The organism is Microbulbifer sp. VAAF005 (genome assembly GCF_030012985.1).
GTDB lineage: Bacteria > Pseudomonadota > Gammaproteobacteria > Pseudomonadales > Cellvibrionaceae > Microbulbifer.
Window position 1 is genome coordinate 3,203,977 of sequence record NZ_CP120233.1, and the last position, 22,590, is coordinate 3,226,566.

A 22,590-nucleotide genomic window follows, 5' to 3' on the forward strand; every position below is an offset into this window, starting at 1 on the left:
AAGGTTAACCCTTTGCCCGCTCTCATGCCAGCAGGGTAAAAATACAGCTGTAACCTTTTTGTAATCTTTTATTCATAGAATCGTCACCCGTTGTTCCTAGCATCGCCGCGTGAAATAAAAACACTCATCGGAGTTACACAATGAACAAGCAAATTCTGGCGACTTCTCTGGCAGCCCTGACCCTGGCAACTTCACAGGTTGCTATGGCAGCGCGCGATTACATTAGTGTTGTAGGTTCCTCTACTGTTTACCCGTTTACTACGACTGTGGCGGAGCGTTTTAGCCGCGCAACCCAGTTTAAAACTCCAGTCGTTGAGTCCACTGGTACGGGTGGTGGCATGAAGTTGTTCTGCCAGGGTGTTGGAGAAAGCACTGCGGATATCACCGGTGCCTCCCGTCGCATCAAGCAATCCGAATTGGAGATGTGTAACAGCAACGGTGTTGATGTTGTTGAAGTACAGATCGGTTACGACGGGATCGTTCTTGCGAATGCTAAGAAAGCAGCTCCCTTTAAGCTGACTCGTAAAGACATCTTTCTGGCCCTGGCTAAGGAAGTACCTAACCCAGACGGTTCTGAAACTCTGGTAGCCAACCCCTACAAGACCTGGAAGGACGTAAACCCAGCTCTGCCCAACACCAAAATCGAAGTTTTGGGTCCGCCCCCCACTTCCGGTACCCGCGATGCTTTTGCCGAGCTGGCAATGGAAGGTGGCTGTAAGAAGTTTGGCTGGATCAAAGCCATGAAGAAAACAGACAAGAGCGCTTACAAAGCGATCTGTCACAACGTTCGCGAAGACGGTGCTTATGTTGAAGCCGGTGAGAACGACAACCTGATCGTGAACAAGCTGGTTGCCAACCCGAACGCCCTGGGTATCTTCGGCTTTAGTTTCCTCGACCAGAATGCTGATAAGGTACAGGGCTCCCTGATCGAAGATCAGGCTCCTACTTTCGACTCAATCGCTGACCAGAGCTACCCGGTTTCCCGTCCGCTGTTTATCTACGTTAAGAAGCAACACGCTGATGTGGTTCCCGGTGTTAAGCAGTTCTTGGCTGAATTCACCAATGAGCGCGCCTGGGGTGAAGACGGCTACCTGGCTGACAAAGGTATGATTCCTCTGCCCACCGAGAAGCGTCAAAAGATTGCTACTGATGTGCGCAAGCTGAACGCACTGAGTAATCTCGCAGCCAAGTAAAAAAATTCTGGAGTTGTACTGTCAAAGGGAATTGACGGCCAAGCTCGAAAGGGCTTGGCCGTTCTTTATAAGAAGACTCACAAATTGTCGCCCCCCTGTGATGGAACGCGGGGATAAAGTCTGGATAATGCCAGCGACGATATTTTTAGTACGGTAATTCAATGCAAACCCCCACACTGTTCGCACTTTTGCTGCTCTTGATATTAGTGGCCTACGGCACTGGCTTTCGCCGTGCAGTGAACGCTGCTCGCAGTCTTGGCGGCGTTCGCAATCTGGCCGCCCTACCCAGTTACTACGGATTACTCACCGCCCTTTGGTGTGGTTTGCCAGCACTGATATTACTCTGTGCCTGGTTGGTGTTTGACGATTCGATCATCCGTGCGATGGTCATGAATAGTATTGCCGATAAGCCGGAGAGCATCTCCGGGCAGAACCTTCTCTACGCGCAGATCCAGAATCTCGCGGCGGGCCACCTGATAGGTGAAAAGTCCCCACAATTGCAGAGTGCTGCAGACTACCTCGGTCAGTTGCGTTCCAGCTCCAATAATTTACAGGCCTTCCTGAGTTTAGTGTTGGCCAGCGGCCTTGCCGCTTTTGCACTGCTGCGTTTTTCTCCCAAGCTGCGCGCTCGCGAAAAAGTTGAAAAAGTGCTGCGCACGGTGCTGATTGCCTGTGCCAGCGCCGCGATTCTAACCACTGTCGGTATTTTGTTATCGGTATTGTTTGAATCCCTGCGCTTCTTCCAGTCCGTGCCAGTGAGTGAATTCCTGTTTGGTTTGCATTGGAGCCCACAGATGGCACTGCGCGCAGACCAGGTGGGATCGAGCGGTGCTTTTGGTGCTGTCCCCCTGTTTACCGGAACTCTTATGGTGTCCGCGATCGCCATGTTTGTGGCGGTACCTGTGGGATTGATGGCAGCTATTTATCTGGCCGAGTACGCCAGTAAGCGCGTGCGTTCCCTGGCCAAGCCAGTACTCGAAATTCTCGCCGGTGTACCCACCGTGGTATACGGCTTTTTTGCTGCCTTAACCGTTGCTCCATTTATTCGCGAGTTGGCCACCTCTATGGGCCTACAGGCCTCCAGTGAAAGCGCACTGGCCGCTGGCCTGGTGATGGGCATCATGATTATTCCCTTCGTCTCCTCTCTATCCGATGACGTAATCAACGCAGTGCCCCAGTCCCTGCGCGATGGCGCCCTGGGTTTGGGTTCCACCCAGTCCGAGACGGTGCGCAAAGTTGTGATTCCTGCGGCACTACCCGGCATCGTCGGCGGTGTATTGCTGGCCGTTTCCCGCGCAATTGGTGAAACCATGATTGTGGTTATGGCCGCCGGGCTCGCGGCGAACCTCACCGCAAACCCGCTCGAATCGGTCACGACTGTGACGGTGCAGATTGTGACTTTGTTGGTTGGCGACCAGGAATTTGACAGTCCCAAGACCCTCGCCGCTTTTGCTTTGGGCCTGATGTTGTTTATCTCCACTTTGGTGCTGAACTTTATTGCCTTGCACGTAGTGAAAAAATACCGGGAGCAGTATGACTGATCTTACTCAGGCGCAGGTTCGCGAGCGCATAGAAAAAAGCCTCGCCAGCCGTCACCGCAAAGAAAAGCTGTTTCGTGGGTTGGGTATCGGCAGTATTGCCTTTGGTGTACTCGCTGTACTGATTTTGTTCACTGACATTATCAGCAAAGGCAGTGGTGCCTTTGTGCAGACAGCTATCCAACTGGAGGTGCACTACGACGAACAGGTTCTGGGCATCGATAAGGTCGATGATGAAAGTCTGACCTGGGCAAACTTCACCGGTGTTATTCGTCAGTCCCTGCGCGAACGCTTTCCCACTGTGACTGGTCGCAGTGACAAGCGCGAGCTCTACAGCCTGGTTTCCTCGGGAGCACCTTTTACCTTGCGCGATCGTTTGGCGGCGAATCCGGAACTGTTGGGTAAATCCGAGAAAGTCTGGCTGTCAGTCGATGACGATGTGGATACTTTCGTCAAAAGCCTGAAGGATTCCAAAGAGGGTTTCCGTGGTCGTACCTCGGACCAGAAGGCTGGTTGGATTGAGCAGCTGTTGGACAGCGGTGAACTGAAGAAGCGGTTCAATACCATCTTCTTTACTAATGGCGACTCCCGTGAACCAGAGCAGGCGGGCATCCGCGCAGCCTTGATGGGGTCCCTGTTTACCCTGTTGGTAACTCTGGCACTGTCATTTCCTATCGGTGTGGCGGCGGCGATTTACCTGGAAGAGTATGCGCCCAAAAACCGTTGGACTGATTTGATTGAGGTGAATATCAACAACCTCGCGGCAGTGCCTTCTATTGTTTTCGGTCTTCTGGGCCTGGCGATATTTATTAATTTCTTTGAGTTGCCGCGTTCGGCGCCTCTGGTAGGGGGCTTGGTACTGACACTGATGACCTTGCCCACGATTATTATTTCCAGCCGCGCGGCTTTGAAGGCAGTACCGCCCTCAATTCGCGAGGCGGCAATGGGTATGGGAGCTTCGCGCATGCAGGTGGTTTTCCACCATGTGCTGCCCCTGGCGATGCCGGGAATGTTGACCGGCGCGATTATCGGTATGGCCCAGGCCCTCGGTGAGACGGCACCCCTATTGATGATTGGTATGGTCGCTTTTATTGTCGACGTACCTGCCGGGGTAACCGACCCGGCCACCGTGCTGCCTGTGCAGATTTTCCTGTGGGCAGATAGCCCGGAGCGCGCCTTTGTCGAGCGCACCTCCGCAGCCATTATGGTGTTGCTGAGTGTGCTGATTGTGATGAATACCAGCGCGGTATTGCTGCGCAAGAAACTTGAGCGCCGCTGGTAACAGAGCGCGGATTATCAGAAAGCGGGATATTATATGAGTACCATGACCCTGGATGCCGCCAGCCAAACTGATGCGGCGCAATCCGATGTTGCGGGTAGGCAAATGATGAATGATCGGGCTGATGTTAGAGAAACAGTTGGCCAACCCTTCTGTGACACCGCCAAGTTGCGTATGCGCAATGTGAATGTTTTCTATGGTGAAACCCAGGCGATCCACTCGGTCGGTCTCGATATTGGAAAAAATGAAGTGGTTGCCATGATCGGTCCCTCCGGCTGTGGTAAGTCGACGTTTTTACGTTGCCTCAACCGCATGAATGACACCATTGAAGGTTGTCGCGTCGAGGGCGAGTTAAGTCTGGATGGTGACCCCATCTATGGCCCCAAAGTGGATGTGGTACCCCTGCGCGCCCGCGTCGGTATGGTATTCCAGAAACCAAACCCTTTTCCCAAGTCCATTTACGAGAATGTGGCCTACGGCCCAAAAATCCACGGCATTGCCAGCCGCCGCGCCGATCTGGATGAGATCGTAGAAAATAGCCTGCGCCGCGCCGGTCTGTGGAATGAGGTTAAAGATCGTTTGGACAAGCCGGGTACGGGTCTGTCCGGTGGTCAGCAGCAGCGCCTGTGCATTGCCCGCGCTATTGCGGTGAGCCCGGAAGTGATCCTGATGGATGAGCCCTGCTCTGCCCTGGACCCGATTGCAACGGCGCGAATCGAAGAGCTGATCGATGAGCTGCGCCAGAACTACACTATCGCAATCGTTACTCACTCGATGCAGCAGGCTGCGCGGGTGAGTCAGCGTACGGCTTACTTCCATTTGGGGCATTTGGTGGAAGTTAACGATACTGAAACGGTGTTCACCAACCCCGAGCACGAACTCACTGAAGCCTATATCACCGGCCGCTTCGGCTAAGGTTCCTGCTCGGAGGGAAAACTATGGAAATGCATTTCGATCAACATATCTCACGCCAATTTAATGAAGACCTGGAAAGCTTAAAGACAGAGATGCTGGAAATGGGCGGTATGGTCGCCCGCCAGGTTGCCGATGCAGTTGATGCCCTGGCCAATGCTGACAGTGAGTTGGCCGAGGAAGTTCTGCGTATTGAAGAAGTCATCGATAAGAGTGAGATGGCCCTGGATGAGCACGCCACGCTAATTATTGCCAAACGCCAACCGGCGGCATCTGACCTCCGTATGGTGCTGTCTGTCATTCGAATTGCCCGCGACCTGGAGCGAATTGGAGATGAGGCGAGCAAGATTGCCAAGATGGCCATAGCGCTGACAGATGAAGGTACGTCGCCGCGCGGGTATACCGAAATCCGTCATATTGCCAATGCTGTGCGCAAAATGCTCAATGACGCCTTGGATGCCTATACTCGTTTCGATGTGCAGTCGGCTCTGCAAACTCTTGCTGAGGACCAGCAGGTTGATATGGATTACCGTACGGCCGTACGTGAACTGGTAACTTACATGATGGAGGACCCGCGCAGTATTTCCCGGGTCATTAATGTGTTGTGGACCCTGCGCTCACTGGAGCGGATTGGTGACCATGCGAAAAATATTTGTGAGCAGGTTGTTTACTTGGTGGAGGGTGCTGACATTCGGCACGGGCACCAGGAAAATCTACGCAAGTCCTAAAGGGTTTTGCTAATTTAAAAAGGTCGCCTAGTGCGGCCTTTTTTTGTTGGAATCTAATTCTTAGTCGTCAGGTAATACAGGGAATGAAATTTATCTTCGAAGTTTATTTACAAGATGGGTTTAAAGCTGAGGATTATGCCGATGCTTGGTTGCGTGCTTCCGAGATCATACAGCGCTCTCCGGGAGCGATGGGCACAGAGCTTCATCGAAAAATTGATGACCCCAATGTGTTGATAGCCATTGCTAGCTGGCGATGTAAAAAAGATCGGGATGCTATGCAAGCTGAGCACAGTAAAGAAATTGATGAAATCATTGCCAGCGTGGCCCCTTTTGTAAAAATTAATCTAATAGGGGAATTTTATGACCCGCAATGGGTCGTAAATATTAACAGTGATTGATGTTAATCAATTGAACCTGAATACAACCTGAATAAATATGTCTTCGGACAATAAAATAAAACTTTTTATTTTATTGTTTTTAGCAGGTATTTATTTATTTGGTACATTACAGTCAATTACAGTATTTGTTTTTTCTGGTTGATACGTTTTTTGTCGAAAAAAATATTCGCTTCACCGCAAATTTGGCTCTAATTGCTTATCGTGTAATTTGCTGTTGTTGCGCACCAAAAAACTTTTGCTACAATCCGCAGCCCAATTTGGATCGCTACGTTAACGAAGGATTTATCAAATGAGATTCAAGCTTGCTGCTCTCCCCCTGATGCTTGTCGCTGCAACATCTGCTGCTGAAAATTACAACTCTATTACTTCTGCCGGTTATTCAAACCTTGATTTCGATGAGAATGATGGAAATCAAGTTATAGCTGAAACTACTTACTATTTTGATAGTAAAGAGTCCCTTGGCCCTTTGAATGAGTTTGAATATATCAATAAGGCTAGTAATTTATCTGGGGCTTTCAATCACTTTGATCAAGCTAGTACGGATGAAGATAGTTTTGCTGTAGCCGGTGAGTATTTTACTAATTTTGGTTTAGTTTTGGGAGCAAGCCTAGCTAATATTGATGATGAAGATATTAATACTGCTTCTTTAGGCTATTTGGTTGTCCCAAATTTCTTAGTAAAATTATCATATGTTGATGGTGATGAATTTTCTGAGGATGATGCTTACGCTGAATTTCGTTATAGTCACCAGTTAAGTGGTTCTGACTATGTTGGTTTTGATCTGATTACCGATGATGACTTTGAGAAGAGTGTTTTCTCCTCTAAGTACTATGCTGATCTAGGTGGCGATCAATATTTAACGGCAGAATTTAGCTATTCTGATTACGAAAATAGTGATAGCTATTGGCAAATTGGTGCAGACTATTTTCTTAATCAACGCACATCTTTAGGTGCAAAGTTTGATGAGAATGAAGATGTAAAGGTAGGTTTCTCTCACTTTGTAAGCCGTAATGTTGCTGTCGAAGCTTCTTACAGTACTATCCATGATGATGGATTGAATATTCGTAGCTTTGGCCTAAATACTTACGGAGCAGGCAATAATATTGACATTGATGTAGATAAGTTTGAGCTAGGCTTCACTGTACAGCTATAAGTCGACTGTTAAAGAGGGCTATCTTAGATGGTCCTCTTTACTTAAATTTCTGATTGCTATGTTGCAATAAAAATAAGATATTATACTTTACCAATTTTAATTCTAATTTGTACCATGGGTCCAACTTTCTCCTCCTCCTTTCCTGTTCTGCTGGCCACCTGATAGATCTTGTAAGTAACTTGCTAATTTCGTTTTCTCACGAATAAATCTGTATGAAGTGTAAAAATAACTCTGGAGCTGTTTTAAGTTTCTTTCTGTTTCGAAATAGTTGTTTATAGCTTGGCGTTGAAAATAGTAAATTAGTGCACTAGGACTATATGAGTAGACGCTAATTTTATTTCTTGCAAGTAGCGTTTATTGCGTTTTCAAAAATTATTGCTAGAATTCGTACCTTAATTTAGGTTGATATGTAAACGAAAGGTTCTGGAAATGAGATTCAGTCTCGCTGTTCTTCCCGTGTTACTTCTCCCAGTAACAGCTGCCGCTGAGGAATATAAGTCAATTACTACAGCTGGCTATTCTAGTTTGGATTATGATCTAAATATTTTGGGTGGTGAGTTCGATTCAGGTGGCAATCAGTTTTTGGCTGAAACTACTTATTATTTTTCTGGAAAATAAACTCTAGGCCCCCTAAAAGAGTTTGAATATATTAATAAAGTAAGTAATGTATCGGCAGCCTTTTTCCACAATGAAGTAGATAATAATAATGCCGATAGTTACGCTGTGACCGGAGAGTATTTCTCTCAAAATGGTTTGATTTTCGGTGTTGATTTAACCGAAGTTAATAATCTTAATATTGACACGGTTGCTCTTGGCTATTTATTTAACCCGAATTTTTTATTGGAACTTTCCCATACTGATTTTGAGTCTGATGAAAAGACTTATGTTGAGTTTCGATACAATCATCCGTTGAACGGTGCTGATTATATTGGTTTTGATTTTGTCAGTGACGATGGATTCGATGTGGCTGTCTTTTCCTCCAAATATTTCATAAACTTAGGAGGTGGGAGGTATTTGACCACTGAACTGTCCTATGCCGACTATGAAGGCGGTGACGATTATTGGCAGATTGGTGCAGATTATTTCTTCACACAGAGCACCTCGTTTGGTATGAAATTGGACGAGAAAGACGATATGAAGCTGGCTTTCCCCACTTCTTTAGTCGGAATATTGCCTTAGAGGCTGCTTATAGCACTATGGAGGCAGATGATAATATTAACATTCGCAGCTTTGGTAGTGATACCTATCGTGCTGGATCTACCTCAACGCTTGATGTTATGCCGGATCTTGAAAATGATACCGTGCTTAGCCTTCTGACTCCCTTTATTGAACTTGATGTTGAAAAGTTTGAACTTAGCCTAACAGTTCAGTTATAAGCAAGCTTAAAAGGGCTATCTCAGATAGCCCTTTTATTTTAATCGGATTTATTTATCCCTTGTTGGCGATGGCTTTTATTCGATTTTGTGCCATGGTGCCAATTTCCCCTCCGGCCCCGGCAGCTTCCTGATAGTGCTTGTAAGCACTTTGCTTATTTCCCTGTCTCTCATAGGTCTGGCCAAGGTAGTAGTGAGCGTAAGCGGTATCCAGATAGCGTAGTGATCTGGTTAGGTCGCCCTCTGCAGAGCTATAATTTTTTAATTGGATATTAGTGACTCCCCGTTTTAGCCAATACGAAAATAGCGCCGGATTCTTTTGAATGGCACTGTCGTATGCCTTTCGGGCATTTTTATATTGTTTCTTTTGGCTGAGTAAATCGCCTTCTAGCGCAAAAAAGGCAGCTTCTTTGGGTTGCTGTTTTTGAGCTTTTCTCACCAGCTTTAGTGCAGAGTCAAACTTTTTACTATTGGTTGCGGCAACCGCATCGTCGTAATTCTTGTAAGCATCGGCATCGCGCTTTAATTGCGCTATGGCTTTTTGGTAGGCGGCCCGGTTGGTGATTCCCCCTTTGGGTAGAGATTGACTGTGCTTGATATTAGCGCTGACACGAGACTGGGAAGGGGGATGGCTGGCAAAGAGCGCTTCCAGTCCACCAGCTTGCCGCCCCTCCGACAGTTCAACAAATTTTCTTTGCAGGCGTACGGCCCCCTGGGGATCATATCCCGCAGCGGCCATATATTTCATACCGTATTGATCTGACTCTAACTCATTGCCGCGACTGTAGCGGGCAATATAGGCGGAGCCCCCCAGTTGAGTCCCGGTGGCAATCAAGTCAGAGTAGCCAGAGTCCTGGGTGGCAGCTCCCACGATTGCCAGGCCTGCGCCCAGTAATTGTTGTTGGGACATCGCAGTTGCGGAATGTCGCGCAGCAGCGTGAACTATCTCATGGCTCAGTACGGCAGCGAGCTCAGCTTCGTCATCGAGTAACACCAGCAGGCCTCGATTGATAGCGATTTTGCCGCCGGGTAAGGCCCAGGCGTTGGGAACCGAATTGTTCAGAACCACAAACTCGTAAGGTAGCTGGGGGCGGTCTGAGGCCCGCGCCAGCTTTTGGCCAACCTGATTGATGTAGTTTTGCAGGGCCGGATCAATGGTGTATTGGCCGCCCTGTTGCTGTTGGTTGGCAGCATAGTGCTGTTGCCCCAGTTGAACCTCCTGCTGCGGAGATATCAGCGAAACCTGTTTCTCACCGGTGACTGGATTGACAACGCATCCTCCGAGAATCGTGGTTGTCCAAAACGCGACACATGCCGTAAGCGCTTGGGTACGCGAGATCATTGCCTCCCTCCCTGTATAATGTTGAGTCATTAGAATGGTTACTCATTGTACACAGTACGGGAACTGAGGTTTATGACGGCACTTCAAGTCATTGAGTTATTTGCGGGCAACAACCCCGAAGGTGAGCCCGTGGTGGAACGGCTACAGGTTCGTGTGAGCGAGGATGATAGCTGCCAATTGGTGCGATCCCCTGTCTTTATTAAGGGAATCGCCAGTGGGGATTACATTAAGGTCGATAAAGACACCCAGCAATTTGAGTTGGTAAAGCGCTCGGGGAATTTGGCGGTGCGTATTTTTTGTCGCGGCGATAGCACGGAACTGTCTGATAAGTTGACCCCACAGCTGGAGAAGCTCGGGGGCGATTTGGATCTGGAGGCTCCGCGCGTATTGGTCTACAGCATTCATGTCAGTTGTGGATTCGATAAGATTGAGGAGATCCTCAACAGTGCCTGCGATGGGGCTAACAGCGTTTGGTATTACGGCAATGTTTATGACCCTAAAGACGGGCAGACTCCACTCAATTGGTGGCAGGACGTCCTAAAGCCAGAGTAAACATCCGCTATATATTTGGGTCAGCCACAATAGCTTGGTAGTGTGTGGTTGAGGCGATAGCGAAGCGAGAAGGCACCCGATGTTAATAGTTATTTCACCGGCGAAAACCCTGGACTATGAAAGTGATATTCCCTCACTGGAAACCACCCAGCCGGACTTTTTGAAAGAATCAGCAGCCCTGATCAAAGAGCTGCGCGAACTGAGCCCGCAGCAGGTTTCCAGCTTGATGAAGATTTCAGATAAGTTGGGAGTCTTGAATTACGATCGCTTCCACACTTGGAAGCGCCCATTTACCGATAACAACGCCCGCCCCGCCCTGCTCGCCTTTAAAGGTGATGTTTATACCGGATTGGAGGCGGAGACTATGGGTAAGCGGGACTTTGCCTATGCGCAAAAGCACTTACGTATGCTCTCTGGCCTTTATGGTTTGCTGCGCCCATTGGACTTGATGCAACCCTATCGCCTGGAGATGGGCACTAAATTTGAAAATGCCAAGGGTAAGAATCTCTATGAATTTTGGGGAGATAAGATTACCGAAGCATTGAATGCGCAGTTGCAGGGCGTGAAGAGTCGCGAGTTGGTAAACCTCGCATCCAATGAATATTTCAAATCAGTCAAAACCAAGCAGCTTGATGCTCAGGTGATCACCCCGCATTTTAAGGACCTGAAAAATGGTCAGTATAAGATGATTAGCTTCTTCGCTAAAAAAGCCAGAGGCATGATGAGTCGCTGGGCCATTGACCAGAGGGTAAAGAAGGCTGAAGAGCTGAAAGGGTTTGATGTGGCCGGTTATGTCTATAACCCGAATATGTCCACTGAGTGGGATTGGGTATTTACCCGGGATGAACCGCAGTGAGTAGTACTGAATTGCCGAATGCGCCCTCCTGCGGGCGCAATCGCGAGCCGATTCTCCAACAACTGACTCGCCTGTTGGCTTTAAGTCGCAAAGTGCTTGAGGTTGGCAGTGGTACTGGTCAGCACGCAGTATATTTTGCTCCGCATTTACCGCATCTTGAATGGCAAACTTCAGAGCGATCGCAACAGCTGGAGGTAGTAAAGTCCTGGCTGGCGGAGGTCCCCAATAGCAACCTGCCACAGCCGCTAGTGCTCGATGTTGGCGAATTTTGGCCCGAGATTTCGGCTGATGCTATTTTCACTGCAAACACCTTACATATTATGTCGGCTGAACTGGTACAAAAGTTCTTTCTGCACAGTGCCGATGTTCTGGAGCCGGAAGGTTTGTTGATCGTTTACGGTCCAGTGAAAATTGCAGGAGAGTTTATTGGCCCTATTAATGCGGATTTTGATATCGAGTTGAAGGAGCATGATCCCCAGCGGGGGATTCGCGATCTCGAATGGCTCGATCAGCTGGCAGAGAGTGCGGGGTTCAGTCGCACAGAACTAAATTTCTTGCCGGCCAATAATCAATTAATTGTTTGGCGCAAAAATGATAATAAGGAGTAACTATGCCTGAGTGGTTTGAAATAGCGGTGATCGTAGCTTTTGCCATTGGAGCCGTATTCTTTTTTGCCAAGTACCGTGAGACAGCGGCGGCACTGCATGAGAGTGAGCGCATGAAAGCCCGTTTGTCGAATGACTTGAATCGCTATCGCGATGTGCCCAAGCTGCGCGCTCTGCGAGATGCCCTCATTGGTGCTAAGGCCCTGCCTACCGATGATGAGGGCAATGAGCACCTACTGCTGCGCGATGGGGATTTGCAGTTGCACCATTTGGTTTTGCGCCGGGAAGCAAATGCTCTGGGTAAAGAGGGCACGGCCAGCTATGTCAAAGACGGTAAAGAAGTAGAACTGCAGGAACTGGAGTAATCGAAAGCCGCTTTAATTAGCGGCTTCAGAACTCAACCTGGATGCTGGCTTTTGAGCCAGCTTTGCTGGCGGAAAGTGAAGCGTGAAGAGACTGCCCTGCCCGGGCGTGCTTTCTACACTCATTTCTCCATTGTGTCGCAGCAACACATGCTTAACGATCGCCAACCCGAGACCTGTGCCGCCACTGTCCCGTGAGCGGCCTGGATCAACTCGATAGAAGCGCTCAGTCAGGCGGGGAATATGGATCGAATCGATACCGATACCGTTGTCCTCTACGGAAAAGTGCCCGCCTTTGTCATCCTGCCACCAGCGCAATTGAATTCCGCCCTCTTCGGGAGTGTATTTCACTGCATTTAAAGCTAAGTTGGCAAACGCACTGTGTAATTCGCCGGGGTCTCCATTGAGGTAGCAATCCCCTTTGCAATCAACTTCGATATGATGATGCCGATCGCCACTGAAGCTGCGCGCTTCCTGGGCCACCCTCTCAATCAGTTCTGGTACGGCTACAGCCATATCCCCGCTTTTGCGTTCTGAGGTCTCCAAGCGAGCCAATAGCAGCAGGTCATTGACCAGCGTACTCATGCGGCCAGTCTGCTCCTCCATTTGAGCCAGGGGTTTCCTCCAGGGAGGCGGTGCCATATCACTGCTTTGCAGTGTTTCCAGGTAGCCGGCAATTACCGTGAGGGGGGTGCGCAGCTCATGGGAAACATTGGCGACAAAATCCCGGCGCATCTGCTCGAGATTGTGTAAACGGGTGATGTCGCGAACAATGACCAAAGCCTCATCTTTACCGTAGCGGGTGACTTCCAGCTGTAACATGCGGGCTTCATTGCCAGGTGCGGGCAGAGTGAGGGGTTCTCCGCTGTTATCACCGTGCATATAGCTGACAAAGCCAGGGTCGCGGACAAAGTTGACTAATGACTGGCCGGAATCACTGGCTTGCAACCCAAGGAGTTCACCCGCTGCAGGGTTCCACCAAGCCAGGTTATCGCCGTCTTCCAGGGCTACAATGCCTTCGCGCAGTGCGCTGGTGCTGTCTTGCACTCGGCGCAACATCACGTGCAGCTTCTGCTTCTCGCGGCGGTGGCGCCGCTGCATACGGTAAAAGTCGTCGTAGATTTCGCCCCAAATACCAAAGGCGGTTGGGGCTGGGCCGCGTCTGCCGTTTGCCAGCCAGCGGTTGAAACGTTGCTGTTGCCACAGCACTGAGATCAGGTAGCTGGCCAATCCCGCAATCAGGGCGAGAGACCAGCTGCCAGAGGTGACACCGAGAATGGTGCATCCCAGGGCGATAATTACGAAACGCGAGAACTCGCCAATACTGCGATCCAACATAGAGTTGCCGTGTTGCCTGATAGATGGCGGCAGTGGCACAGCCTCTTCCGCCCGCATTCAATACCTCATGGAACCAGGCCCGCACCCGTTAAGTGCGGAGGTTTGATTCTGCAGGGATCGGTACCGATCCAGAGAGGATTGTCACACTTTTTCTACGGTTTGCACAGAAAACCGATACCCGGTGCCGCGAACTGTCTGGATATAGCGGTCGTGGCCATCAATGGCCAGGGCTTTGCGCAGACGGCGGATATGGACATCCACGGTGCGCTCCTCCACATAGACATTCCCACCCCACACATGATCGAGGAGTTGGGTGCGTGTATAGGCGCGCTCCTGGTGGGAGAGGAAGAAGGTGAGCAGGCGAAACTCTGTTGGCCCCATATCCACCGGCTGCCCTTTGATAGTGACTCGGTGACTCAGTGGGTCCAATATCAGTGCGCCGGCACTGAGCGGTTCTTCCGGGGTTGCCGGGCCCGCGCGGCGCAGTACGGCCTTTAAGCGTGCAACCAGCTCTCGGGGGAGAAAGGCTTGGTGATGTAATCGTCGGCCCCGGTCTCTAACCCTTTGATTTTATTGTCTTCTTCACCTTTTGCCGTGAGCATGATGATCGGCAACGAGGTGGTTAGTTCATCGCGCTTGAGGCGCCTTGCCAGCTCTACCCCGGAAACATCCGGTAGCATCCAGTCGAGCAAAACTAAGTCTGGCTTCTCGTCGATTATCAGGGCGTGAGCTTCCTGGGCGTTCTCCGCCTCAAGACATCGGTAATCTGCCATTTCTAGTGCGACCCGCAGCATATCGCGCACTGCGGATTCGTCATCGACAATCAGGATCGTTTTACTGTGCATTTGCCTGCCATACCCGCTCTGTTGTCAGGGTTTCCCCAGTTATGGCCGAGGATTAAACGGGATTTATATGACAAATATATGACGCCCAGCTTCCGGTGCCCACTATGTCTTTAATTCAGCAGAAAATGCAGCGATATGCCGGCGAAAATGGCAAACCCTACCCAATTATTGTTGATAAAAGCTTGAAAACAGCCCTCTCGCGCCCTGTTTCGAACTAGCCACTGCTGATAAACGAATAAACCCGTAACGGGTAATAGCGCTAAGTAGTAAAGAGGTCCGAGTGTGAAATTTGACCCAATCAGTAGTAGGGCCGCTAGAACTATAAGTTGTAAGGCACCTGTTATGACCTTGTCCATCTCCCCAAACAAAATAGCTGTGGATTTAACACCGATTTGAAGGTCATCATCGCGGTCCACCATCGCATAGAAAGTGTCATAGCACAGGGTCCAAACCAGGTTGGCGGTATAGAGCAACCAGGCCTCTGCTGGCACTTCTCCTGTAACCGCTGCGAATGCCATGGGAATTCCCATACTAAAGGCGGCACCCAAGACCAGCTGGGGGAGGTGTGTGTGGCGCTTCGCAAAGGGATAACCGAATGCCAGGGCCAGGGCTAAAAACGATAGGAGAATCGTGAGTGTGTTGGTGGTGAGTACCAATAGGAAGGCGGCAGCGCTGAGCCCGGCGAAAAGCGCCAAGGCAGATTTTGGTGTCAGCGCACCGGTGGCCAGGGGACGCCCTGCGGTGCGCTTTACATGGGAGTCAATTTTGCGATCGGCAAAATCATTCACTGCGCAGCCTGCCGCCCGCATTAGGATCACACCGAGTGTAAAAACGAGAAACAAGTGAAATCCCGGCCATCCTTCAGCGGCTAACCATAGTGCGCACCAAGTGGGCCAGAGCAACAGCAGTGAACCTATAGGCTTATCCATACGTGTCAGCTGCCAGTAGGGCAGCACGGTGGGCCAGCGTTGTGCGATCTGTTGGCTGATCACAGTGAGTCCTCAGTTGCGATAGTTTGGGCAGCTTCTTGTGGTATGGGATCACCTGTCGGCTTGAAGTTGGGGAGAAAAGCTTCCGCTACCAGCAAGGGCTTGTCTCGCAACCAGAATACCGAGCGGCGCCCCCAGACTTCAAAATCTTTATCTCCAAGTTCGCGATCGGCGCAGCCAGGAGATTTTTGCAGCAGGTTGAGGGTGATTTCCCCTCTGCGAATGCCCGGTTCACTAAACAGCAGCTCCCCCAGTGGGCGGGCATCCAGGCTGCGCAGATTGCGAGATTTTCCCTGCAGGCTGCGCTCAGGTAACACGCTGCGGGCATACACCCAGGGCTGCCCGCAACCATAGAGCAATACCTCCCGAATCAGGGCGCGACTGCTAGGGTTCAGCCCCAGTGCGCGAACTTCTTCAGGGCGGGGAGGCTGCCAACCTTGATAAAGCACACGGACATAAAAGTCCCCGCCACTTTGCTGCTTGAGAGCGGCGGTGAGCGAGTCGGAATAGGTCAGCCAGGGCACCAGGGTGTTGGGCGGTTGCTGTTGTGTGTCTAGAGGCAAACTCTGCCAATCGCCAGAGGGCACAAATGGTGATTGGTGCAACGATAACTCCGCAGTCTGGGTAAAGACCCCATTGTATCCCGGCCGGTGGCAGCAGGTCTCTCCCTGTTGGATTTTTGCTCCCCAGCACGGCAATGGATATAGTGCTCACTGCAATGAAAACAACGATTCATAAAGAGAAGCTTGTTATGGGGCTTACTACCAAAATCTTAGTGGGGATGATTGCGGGTATTGCCGTTGGGTGCATATTCAATTTCTTGAATATGAGCCAGTTGTTCGGTGCCGGTGTAAACAGCGCTATTAACCTTTACCTAACCGAAGGCCTATTCGATGTTATTGGTCGTATCTTTATCGCGTCGCTGAAGTTGATGGTGGTGCCTTTGGTGCTGGTATCACTGATCAGCGGTGCCTGTGCCCTATCGGAAGGCAGCCGAATTGGACCGCTGGCGGGTAAAACTGTCCTTCTTTATATGGTGACAACGGCTATCGCCATTACTTTGGCGTTGTGTCTGGCATTGATCTTCCAGCCTGGGGTTGGTGTTAATGAGGCTGCAGCTGAAGCTGCATCAAAATTTGTGCCGAAGGAGTCTCCACCGCTTTCAGAGGTACTGATCAATATATTCCCGACCAATCCTGTCGCTGCTATGGCTGAGGGGAATATGCTGCAGATTATCGTATTTGCCCTGTTGATGGGTTATGCGATTTCCCGTTGCGGAGAGCCGGGTCAGCGTATTGCCGCCTTCTTTAATGATCTCAATACCGTTGTATTGCGCATGGTCGGTGTGCTGATGGTATTTGCTCCTTATGGCGTATTTGCCCTGCTTGCGAAGACTTTTGCCGACCTTGGGGTTGAGGGGTTGATTCAGCTCGGTAAGTATTTCCTAGTCGTACTCGGCGCTCTGCTTCTGCATGCTTTAGGTACTTACGCAGTGATTCTAAAACTGCTAAGTGGCCTCAATCCGTTGGAGTTGCTTAAGAAGATGCGCCCAACCATGATTTTTGCTTTCAGTACGGCTTCTTCTGCAGCCACTATTCCGGTCACCCTGGCAACTGTGGAGAAACGCTTGGGCGTGGATAATAAAATTGCCGCATTTACTGTTCCTTTAGGCGCGACCATCAATATGGATGGCACCGCGATTATGCAGGGTGTGGCTACGGTCTTTATTGCCCAGTTCTTTGGAATTGAGATCGGCCTGACCGGCTTCCTGACGGTGATCCTGACAGCAACCCTGGCGTCTATCGGTACTGCTGGGGTGCCCGGCGTCGGCCTGATTATGTTGGGTATGGTATTGCAGCAGGTGGGTCTGCCGCTCGAGGGGATTGCCATTGTGATCGGCGTAGATCGCCTGCTGGATATGGTGCGCACGGCGGTCAATATTACCGGTGACGCGGTAGTAAGTAGTGTCGTGGCGAAGAGTGAAGGTGCCCTGGACGAAGAGACTTACTACGATGCCAATTACAAGAGTGTCAGCATTAACGACAACAACACAGTAGGCGCCCACTAGGGCGCTCTCCTCAAGCCTCGGCAAATCGGGGCTTGTTCTGTAACCAGCGTTTAATCAACTGTTGTCGCATGCCCTCTGTCAATTGATGGGAAGTAGCAATTTTTTGCACTTGCGGCAGCAGTTCAGCATCTCTCTGCAAGTCTGCGATACGGTGCTGGATCTCCCCGGTCTGGCGGGTGCCGAGGATTTCACCGGGACCGCGCAGACGCAGGTCTTCCTCTGCAATAGCAAAACCATCACTGTGTTGACGCAGCGCTTGCAAGCGGGCGCGGCCATTCTGCGATAGCGGTGTGCCGTACAGCAGCACGCAGTGGCTGGCGATGGAGCCGCGCCCGACCCTGCCGCGCAACTGGTGCAATTGGGCCAGGCCCAGGCGTTCGGGGTTTTCGATAATCATCAGGCTGGCATTGGGCACGTCTACGCCCACTTCAATGACCGTGGTTGCCACCAGCAAATCCACTTCCCCGGCCTTGAAGGCGCTCATCACCTGCTCTTTTTGCTCTGGCTTCAGGCGGCCGTGTACCAAGGCTACGCGAACGCCTTCGAGCATTTCGGCGAGCTCTTCGGCGGTTGATTCTGCGGCCTGGGCCTGCAGACTTTCTGATTCCTCGATAAGGGTACAGACCCAGTAGGCCTGGCGGCCCTCGGCGATAGCGCTTTGCACCCGTTCCATAACCTGGTCGCGTCGATCATTGGCAATGGCAACGGTGTTGATGGGTTGGCGCCCCGGCGGCAGCTCATCGATGATCGAGCAATCCAGGTCGGCGAAGGCGGACATCGCCAGGGTCCTGGGAATCGGTGTAGCGGTCATAATCAGCTGGTGGGGTTGCAGCCTGCCGGTAGCTCCACTTGCCGCCCCTTTCTCACGCAGCTCCAGACGTTGCTGTACGCCAAAGCGGTGTTGCTCATCGATAATCACTAACACCAGGTTGCGGAAAGCCACCTCCTCTTGGAAGAGTGCGTGGGTTCCCACCACTAACTGGGCCTCGCCACTGGCTATCTTGCCCAGCTGTTTACGCCGCTCGGCAGCCTTTAAGCTGCCCGTTAGCTGAGCAACTTCAATACCCAAAGGTTCCAGCCAATTACAAAAATTGATCCGGTGCTGCTCTGCCAGGATTTCTGTCGGTGCCATGACTGCTACTTGAGCACCGGTTCCAATGCCCTTTAGGGCAGCCATAGCGGCGACCAGGGTTTTTCCCGCGCCCACATCTCCCTGCAATAAGCGCATCATCGGGGTTTGTTGAGCCAGATCCTCAGCGATTTCCTCGCAAACTCTCTGCTGTGCGCCGGTGAGGGAAAATGGCAGACGCGACAAAAAGTCTCGCTCCAGGGATCGGTTAACGGACAGAGGTGGTGCCGCTACCCTAGCGCTATTGCGCCTCAACTCCAGCAGACTCAGATGGTGTGCCAGTAACTCTTCCAGGGCCAGACGCTGCTGGGCGGGGTGAGTACCTGCTGCCAGTTGATCTAGCTGGGTGCCAGCTGGAGGGGCGTGCAAATACAGTAATGCGTCCCCGAGGGGGTAGCGCAGTGATTTGGGTAATAGCCCTGCCGGCAAGAACTCGGTCACTGCGCCGTTTTTCAGCAGAACCAGTGCCTGCTCCACCAATCCTCGCATACGGGCCTGGCTCACACCTTCTGTTAGCGGGTAAACCGGCGTAAGGGTATCTGCGGTCTCCGCGTTTTCGATACCGACGATTTCCGTTTCCGGGTGGTAGAGCTCCAGGCCGTTGGCTCCGCGACGGGCCTCCCCAAAGCAGCGTATTCGGGTTCCTCGGGCAAAGCGGCTTTTCTGTGCGGCAGAAAAATGAAAAAAGCGCAGAGTTAAGGTACCGCTGCCATCCTGTAATCTGACCACCAGGCTGCGGCGGCGGCCGAATACGACATCGGCGGCACTGACCTCCCCTTCGATTACCACATCCATACCGGCGGTGAGGCCGGCAATAGGCACCACCCGGGTGCGGTCCTGGTAGCGTAGAGGCAAGTGGAAAACCAAATCCTGTAGGGAGTTGATATGGAGTTTGGCCAACACCTGAGCAAATTTATCCCCCACGCCTTTGAGGGTGGTAACGGGCAGCTCGGCCAGGTTGTTATCTATCCCACGGTCAGGTGACACTGGCTGATGGCCTCTCGCAGTATGTCGATTGCGCGGTGTCGGGGGAAGCTTGCCCGCCAGGCCAGTGCTACGGTGCGGCGTGGGCCCGGTGCGGTAAAGGGGCGGGTCTCCAGCAGGCCACTGGCGTACTGTGATGCGGTGGCGGCTGAGAGTGGCAATACGGTAATTCCAAGCCCTGAGGCCACCATATGGCGGAGTGTTTCCAGTGAGCTGCCATCTGCGGCTGTGCGTATGCTGCCGCCGCCCGCTTCTTTTTCCATGGTTAGTTGCAGGTGTGGACAAGCTTCCAGTACCTGATCACGGAAGCAGTGGCCCTCACCCAGCAGAAGCACATTGTCTTCAGTGAGTTGATCCGGGGAGATAACCTCCTGCTTTGTAAGTGGATGGCCTGCGGGCATCAATACAACAAATGGCTCGTCGTACAGGGGTTGGGTGACAACGTCGGGCTCGGTAAAGGGGAGAGCAATAATGATGGCATCCAGTTCGCCCTTGCGTAGCCTCTGTCTCAGCGTGGCGGTATATCCCTCCTCAACATAGAGTGGCATTTCTGGTGCCAAATGCTGTAGTTGGGGAATAAAGTGTGGGAACAGGTAGGGCCCAATAGTAAAGATGGCGCCAACAGACAGGGGGCTAGCCAGCTGGTCCTTGCCGGCGCTGGCAATGTCTTTGATGGCTGCTGATTGTTCCAGAACCAGCTGGGCCTGGGCGACAATTCTCTCGCCCAATGGTGTTGCCTGCACTCGAGTTTTTGAGCGCTCAAACAGGGCGACACCGAGCTCTTTCTCCAGTTTCTTTACCGCGATAGAGAGTGTCGGTTGGCTGACGTAACAGCGCTCGGCGGCACGGCCAAAATGCTGTTCCTGGGCGAGAGTTACGATATAGCGCAGTTCATTGAGAGTCATGGTTGAGGCAATTAGATGGCCATTAGTAATAGTAATTATTCATAAATAATCGCCGCTGGCCAATACCCTGTCTCAATCTGTAAGCTGAGAGCGAATATTGGGAAAATTTACTAGTTTTGGGAATTCAGGTGGGATTGAGGCGCAAAATTTTGCTATATCTGTAAGGGGCACACCGAACGGAGATACGTCATGGGAGTTCTGTCCTGGGTCATTCTCGGGTTGATTGCCGGCGCTTTGGCAAAGTGGATTATGCCCGGGAGAGATCCTGGTGGTTGGATAGTCACTATGGTCATCGGCATTGTTGGTGCCTTTATTGGAGGCTGGCTGGGTGCCCTGATTGGGTTCGGTGGTCCAGTGACTGGTTTCGGAATTGGCGACATAATAACGGCTACGATTGGTGCGATAATTTTTCTTGCGATCTATCGCATGTTCAAAAGGCGTGGCAACTAGTCCGCCTTTGGGGAGAGCCTCGGCGGCGAACTATAAGCATTCCGAATTTGAATTTGCCCAAATGACCCCAGCACCTTAGGACTGAATAGCACTGAATCAAGGGAATAAGGTGAGCAGCAAAGATTGTTCACCGGGAACTATATGACACAACAAGAAAAGCTTTGGATCCTTGGGTGTGGTGACCTCGGGGCGAGACTGGCACTGCATATAGACCGAAAGCAATACGCGGTTTATGGAATGCGGCGCAATCCCCTGGTAGCTCTGGCGAGTAAGCGCCGGGCAGATGTGGTGAATTGGCGCCGGGGGGATGCCACTAAGAAAGAGGATATTGAACGCTTGTTGTCTACGGGGGCGGATGTCATTCTCGCGACATTTACCCCCACTGAGCACACGCCAACCGGCTATCACCGCGCCTATGTGGAAACGGCAAAGGCAGTTGCTGAAGTTGTTCCGCACCTTCCATCCCCACCGCGTTTGGTTATTTGGGTTTCATCTACTCGTGTTTATGGCCAAAGCGGCGATGACTTTATCGATGAGCAAACCTTACCTCTGCCCAGTGGTTTTCAGGGAGATAGTTTGCTGGCAGCTGAAGAGATCATTCGCAACGCAATTCCCAACAGTTGCATTGTGCGCTTTGCGGGAATTTATGGGCCTGGTCGAGATCGCTTGTTGTCGCAGGTTCGCGCTGGTCGCTGCGCTCCTCCCCAGCCACCGCAATACAGCAATCGCATCCATGTCGATGATTGTATTGGTTTTTTATTGCACCTTATTGAAAGGCACAAACAGGGGTGGGTCCCGGAGCCTCTTTATATAGGCGCCGATAGCCAGCCTGTGCCGATGTACGAGCTGCAACAGTGGTTGGTAAAAGCGATGGGATATACCAGTGCCCACCTGCGCGAGATTGTGCAAACGAGCGAGCGCCGCTCGAAAAAGCTCAGCAATCAGTTGATGCTGTCCAGTGGTTACGAATTGAAGTATCCAGATTACAAGGTGGGCTATAGCGCTCTGTTGGAGTCGGAGGGCTGAGCTGCCCTCCTCAATTATTGCCACAGCATCGGCGAGAACTTCTTGCCTCAGGTCACCATAATCGCTTCGGCTTCAAAAAGGGCTCCCCGCGGCAACTCCTTGACGACGACGGTTGCCCTGGCGGGATAAGGCTCTTCGAAAAACTCTGCCATTATCTCATTTACAGCGGCAAAGTTGCTGCTGTCGGTAATGTAGAGATTGAGTTTCACAATATGCTGGAGCGATCCGTCAGAGGCCTCACAGACTGCGCTGAGGTTGCGAAAGACCTGGTGGACTTCATCGCTAAAACCTCCGCTAATCATCTGTTGTGTCTCTGGGTCCAGAGCGATTTGTCCCGACAGGTAAACAGTATTATCCACTTTTACTGCCTGGGAATAGGTACCAGCTGCGGCGGGTGCCCGGTCGGTTTTAATAACGGCTCGATTGGGCATGGGGTACTCCATTACTTATCAATATTGTTGAAAAGGAAGACCTATACGGAACTTCCGAATAATCCCATACTTATTTGCGGGGCTTTCAGAAGTCGGTTAAATATATCGCGCTTTGAAGCCTAATGGCAGTTCCC

At 51.3% G+C, this 22,590-nt stretch carries 23 protein-coding genes and 2 pseudogenes; 17 read left to right on the forward strand and 8 right to left on the reverse strand.

Going from position 1 to position 22,590, the window contains the following annotated elements; translation table 11 throughout:
- Nucleotides 1-140 precede the first annotated feature (140 nt).
- From P0078_RS14225 to P0078_RS14270, 10 genes and pseudogenes are all read left to right on the forward strand, one after another.
- A complete protein-coding gene (locus P0078_RS14225) occupies nucleotides 141-1,193 on the forward strand; it encodes a PstS family phosphate ABC transporter substrate-binding protein (protein WP_282930607.1) in 1,053 nt (350 codons plus the stop codon).
- Between the two features lie 161 nt (nucleotides 1,194-1,354).
- Complete coding sequence (gene pstC, locus P0078_RS14230) at nucleotides 1,355-2,734, forward strand: phosphate ABC transporter permease subunit PstC (protein ID WP_282930608.1); 1,380 nt, start codon at nucleotides 1,355-1,357, stop codon at nucleotides 2,732-2,734.
- On the forward strand, nucleotides 2,727-4,013 hold the full coding sequence (pstA, locus tag P0078_RS14235; RefSeq protein WP_282930609.1) for a phosphate ABC transporter permease PstA: 1,287 nt from the start codon (nucleotides 2,727-2,729) through the stop codon (nucleotides 4,011-4,013). Before pstC ends, pstA begins: the two co-directional genes overlap by 8 nt.
- A gap of 102 nt (nucleotides 4,014-4,115) precedes the next feature.
- Nucleotides 4,116-4,925, forward strand: coding sequence for a phosphate ABC transporter ATP-binding protein PstB (gene pstB / locus P0078_RS14240; protein WP_282934617.1), 810 nt, complete (start codon nucleotides 4,116-4,118; stop codon nucleotides 4,923-4,925).
- Nucleotides 4,926-4,948: 23 nt separating this feature from the next.
- The gene (gene phoU / locus P0078_RS14245; protein ID WP_282930610.1) at nucleotides 4,949-5,650 is read left to right on the forward strand and encodes a phosphate signaling complex protein PhoU; all 702 of its coding nucleotides are present in this window, start codon (nucleotides 4,949-4,951) and stop codon (nucleotides 5,648-5,650) included.
- Between the two features lie 83 nt (nucleotides 5,651-5,733).
- Nucleotides 5,734-6,048: an antibiotic biosynthesis monooxygenase family protein gene (locus tag P0078_RS14250; protein WP_282930611.1), complete on the forward strand. Its 315-nt coding sequence runs from the start codon at nucleotides 5,734-5,736 to the stop codon at nucleotides 6,046-6,048.
- Nucleotides 6,049-6,337: 289 nt separating this feature from the next.
- On the forward strand, nucleotides 6,338-7,201 hold the full coding sequence (locus tag P0078_RS14255) for a putative porin (RefSeq protein WP_282930612.1): 864 nt from the start codon (nucleotides 6,338-6,340) through the stop codon (nucleotides 7,199-7,201).
- Between the two features lie 429 nt (nucleotides 7,202-7,630).
- Nucleotides 7,631-7,819, forward strand: coding sequence for a hypothetical protein (locus tag P0078_RS14260; RefSeq protein WP_282930613.1), 189 nt, complete (start codon nucleotides 7,631-7,633; stop codon nucleotides 7,817-7,819).
- A gap of 12 nt (nucleotides 7,820-7,831) precedes the next feature.
- Nucleotides 7,832-8,380, forward strand: a pseudogene (locus P0078_RS14265) (putative porin); the annotation flags it as partial.
- A gap of 17 nt (nucleotides 8,381-8,397) precedes the next feature.
- Complete coding sequence (locus P0078_RS14270) at nucleotides 8,398-8,577, forward strand: hypothetical protein (protein ID WP_282930614.1); 180 nt, start codon at nucleotides 8,398-8,400, stop codon at nucleotides 8,575-8,577.
- A gap of 52 nt (nucleotides 8,578-8,629) precedes the next feature.
- Here P0078_RS14270 and P0078_RS14275 read toward each other — a convergent pair whose 3' ends face one another.
- Nucleotides 8,630-9,916, reverse strand: a complete 1,287-nt coding sequence (locus P0078_RS14275) for a M48 family metalloprotease (RefSeq protein ID WP_282930615.1) — start codon at nucleotides 9,914-9,916, stop codon at nucleotides 8,630-8,632.
- A 72-nt stretch (nucleotides 9,917-9,988) separates the two neighbouring features.
- On the opposite strand from P0078_RS14275, the gene P0078_RS14280 reads away from it, so the two are divergent.
- From P0078_RS14280 to P0078_RS14295, 4 genes are all read left to right on the forward strand, one after another.
- Nucleotides 9,989-10,468, forward strand: coding sequence for a DUF4265 domain-containing protein (locus P0078_RS14280; protein ID WP_282930616.1), 480 nt, complete (start codon nucleotides 9,989-9,991; stop codon nucleotides 10,466-10,468).
- A 79-nt stretch (nucleotides 10,469-10,547) separates the two neighbouring features.
- Entirely contained in the window at nucleotides 10,548-11,324 is a 777-nt protein-coding gene (gene yaaA, locus P0078_RS14285; protein ID WP_282930617.1) for a peroxide stress protein YaaA, read from the forward strand.
- Nucleotides 11,321-11,932: a DUF938 domain-containing protein gene (locus P0078_RS14290; RefSeq protein WP_282930618.1), complete on the forward strand. Its 612-nt coding sequence runs from the start codon at nucleotides 11,321-11,323 to the stop codon at nucleotides 11,930-11,932. Before yaaA ends, P0078_RS14290 begins: the two co-directional genes overlap by 4 nt.
- A gap of 2 nt (nucleotides 11,933-11,934) precedes the next feature.
- On the forward strand, nucleotides 11,935-12,294 hold the full coding sequence (locus P0078_RS14295; RefSeq protein ID WP_282930619.1) for a hypothetical protein: 360 nt from the start codon (nucleotides 11,935-11,937) through the stop codon (nucleotides 12,292-12,294).
- Between the two features lie 12 nt (nucleotides 12,295-12,306).
- Here the strand turns inward: P0078_RS14295 and phoR are convergent, their stop codons facing one another.
- From phoR to P0078_RS14315, 4 genes and pseudogenes are all read right to left on the reverse strand, one after another.
- Entirely contained in the window at nucleotides 12,307-13,686 is a 1,380-nt protein-coding gene (gene phoR / locus P0078_RS14300; protein WP_282930620.1) for a phosphate regulon sensor histidine kinase PhoR, read from the reverse strand.
- An 84-nt stretch (nucleotides 13,687-13,770) separates the two neighbouring features.
- A pseudogene (gene phoB, locus P0078_RS14305) lies at nucleotides 13,771-14,474 on the reverse strand (phosphate regulon transcriptional regulator PhoB).
- Nucleotides 14,475-14,584: 110 nt separating this feature from the next.
- On the reverse strand, nucleotides 14,585-15,466 hold the full coding sequence (ubiA, locus tag P0078_RS14310; RefSeq protein ID WP_282930621.1) for a 4-hydroxybenzoate octaprenyltransferase: 882 nt from the start codon (nucleotides 15,464-15,466) through the stop codon (nucleotides 14,585-14,587).
- Complete coding sequence (locus P0078_RS14315) at nucleotides 15,463-16,068, reverse strand: chorismate--pyruvate lyase family protein (RefSeq protein WP_282930622.1); 606 nt, start codon at nucleotides 16,066-16,068, stop codon at nucleotides 15,463-15,465. The genes ubiA and P0078_RS14315 overlap by 4 nt, the downstream gene beginning before the upstream one ends.
- Nucleotides 16,069-16,214: 146 nt before the next feature.
- Here P0078_RS14315 and P0078_RS14320 point away from each other — a divergent pair, with 146 nt between their 5' ends.
- Nucleotides 16,215-17,531 carry a dicarboxylate/amino acid:cation symporter gene (locus P0078_RS14320; protein ID WP_282934618.1) on the forward strand — a complete coding sequence of 439 codons (1,317 nt, stop codon included), beginning with the start codon at nucleotides 16,215-16,217 and terminating at the stop codon, nucleotides 17,529-17,531.
- Between the two features lie 10 nt (nucleotides 17,532-17,541).
- On the opposite strand, the gene recG is transcribed toward P0078_RS14320, so the two are convergent.
- Together recG and P0078_RS14330 are read right to left on the reverse strand one after the other, a co-directional pair.
- Nucleotides 17,542-19,647 carry an ATP-dependent DNA helicase RecG gene (gene recG / locus P0078_RS14325; protein ID WP_282930623.1) on the reverse strand — a complete coding sequence of 702 codons (2,106 nt, stop codon included), beginning with the start codon at nucleotides 19,645-19,647 and terminating at the stop codon, nucleotides 17,542-17,544.
- Complete coding sequence (locus P0078_RS14330) at nucleotides 19,626-20,549, reverse strand: hydrogen peroxide-inducible genes activator (protein ID WP_282930624.1); 924 nt, start codon at nucleotides 20,547-20,549, stop codon at nucleotides 19,626-19,628. The genes recG and P0078_RS14330 overlap by 22 nt, the downstream gene beginning before the upstream one ends.
- 189 nt (nucleotides 20,550-20,738) lie before the next feature.
- On the opposite strand from P0078_RS14330, the gene P0078_RS14335 reads away from it, so the two are divergent.
- Nucleotides 20,739-20,999, forward strand: a complete 261-nt coding sequence (locus P0078_RS14335) for a GlsB/YeaQ/YmgE family stress response membrane protein (protein WP_108735039.1) — start codon at nucleotides 20,739-20,741, stop codon at nucleotides 20,997-20,999.
- A 141-nt stretch (nucleotides 21,000-21,140) separates the two neighbouring features.
- On the forward strand, nucleotides 21,141-22,025 hold the full coding sequence (locus tag P0078_RS14340; protein WP_282930625.1) for a sugar nucleotide-binding protein: 885 nt from the start codon (nucleotides 21,141-21,143) through the stop codon (nucleotides 22,023-22,025).
- A 47-nt stretch (nucleotides 22,026-22,072) separates the two neighbouring features.
- On the opposite strand, the gene P0078_RS14345 is transcribed toward P0078_RS14340, so the two are convergent.
- Nucleotides 22,073-22,456 carry a Rid family detoxifying hydrolase gene (locus P0078_RS14345; RefSeq protein WP_282930626.1) on the reverse strand — a complete coding sequence of 128 codons (384 nt, stop codon included), beginning with the start codon at nucleotides 22,454-22,456 and terminating at the stop codon, nucleotides 22,073-22,075.
- Nucleotides 22,457-22,590 lie beyond the last annotated feature (134 nt).